Source organism: Bradyrhizobium sp. Ses1 (assembly GCF_059512365.1).
Genome location: NZ_JCAMOQ010000202.1, coordinates 1 through 629, shown reverse-complemented (window position 1 = coordinate 629; position 629 = coordinate 1). Strand labels below are relative to the sequence as shown.

Sequence of the window (629 nt, the reverse complement as noted above, 5' to 3'; positions counted from 1 at the left end):
TCATCGGGCCATTCGATCAATAGCCATTCTTCGGCATGCGGCTCGCTCAGCCAGTAATCGCGATGAGCGGGACGGACCCGGAGCCGCGCAAAGCGCGAGGTCAAGAAGTCAGCGCTGCCTTCGCGCCATTTGACATTCCGCCAAGCTTGGTTCGGTAGACTGAGAGCAAGTTCCTTGACCGAGCAAGGCTTGTGTTTATCATCCCGCCGCATCAATTTCGTCGGCCGCCCATTCCCCGACCATTTCTTGGGCGGCAGTGGTCCCATGCCGGTCGGCCACGCGGATGTGCTCGGCAAGATGCCCGCAACATAGCGCAAACCCAACGCCGTCACTTCTTTGCGCAGCGTCGTATCCGCGCCATATCCGGCATCCATCAGTACCACGCCACGCTCAATGTCCGCTTCACAGGCCGATCGGATTTGCTCCAGCGCGATCTCAGGCTTGGTCTGGAAGACAACATCCTTGGGCACACCGGCCTTCTCTCGACGTTCCTCCTCCTCGGCCCAGCTCTGGGGCAAATACAAACGATAGGCGATCGGCAAGCTCGCGTGCTGATTGGCAATCGACAGTGAAACCGCCACCTGACAATTGTCTTGCTTGCCAAGTTGGCCACAATATTGACGCGCGAC

The 629-nt window shown here is 58.8% G+C and carries 1 protein-coding gene; it reads right to left on the bottom strand.

Annotation, left to right across the window (positions count from 1 at the left end):
• Window positions 1-629 (bottom strand): IS701 family transposase (locus tag AC5ZG5_RS46370; RefSeq protein WP_496165588.1); only part of this gene is annotated, 629 nt, incomplete at both ends.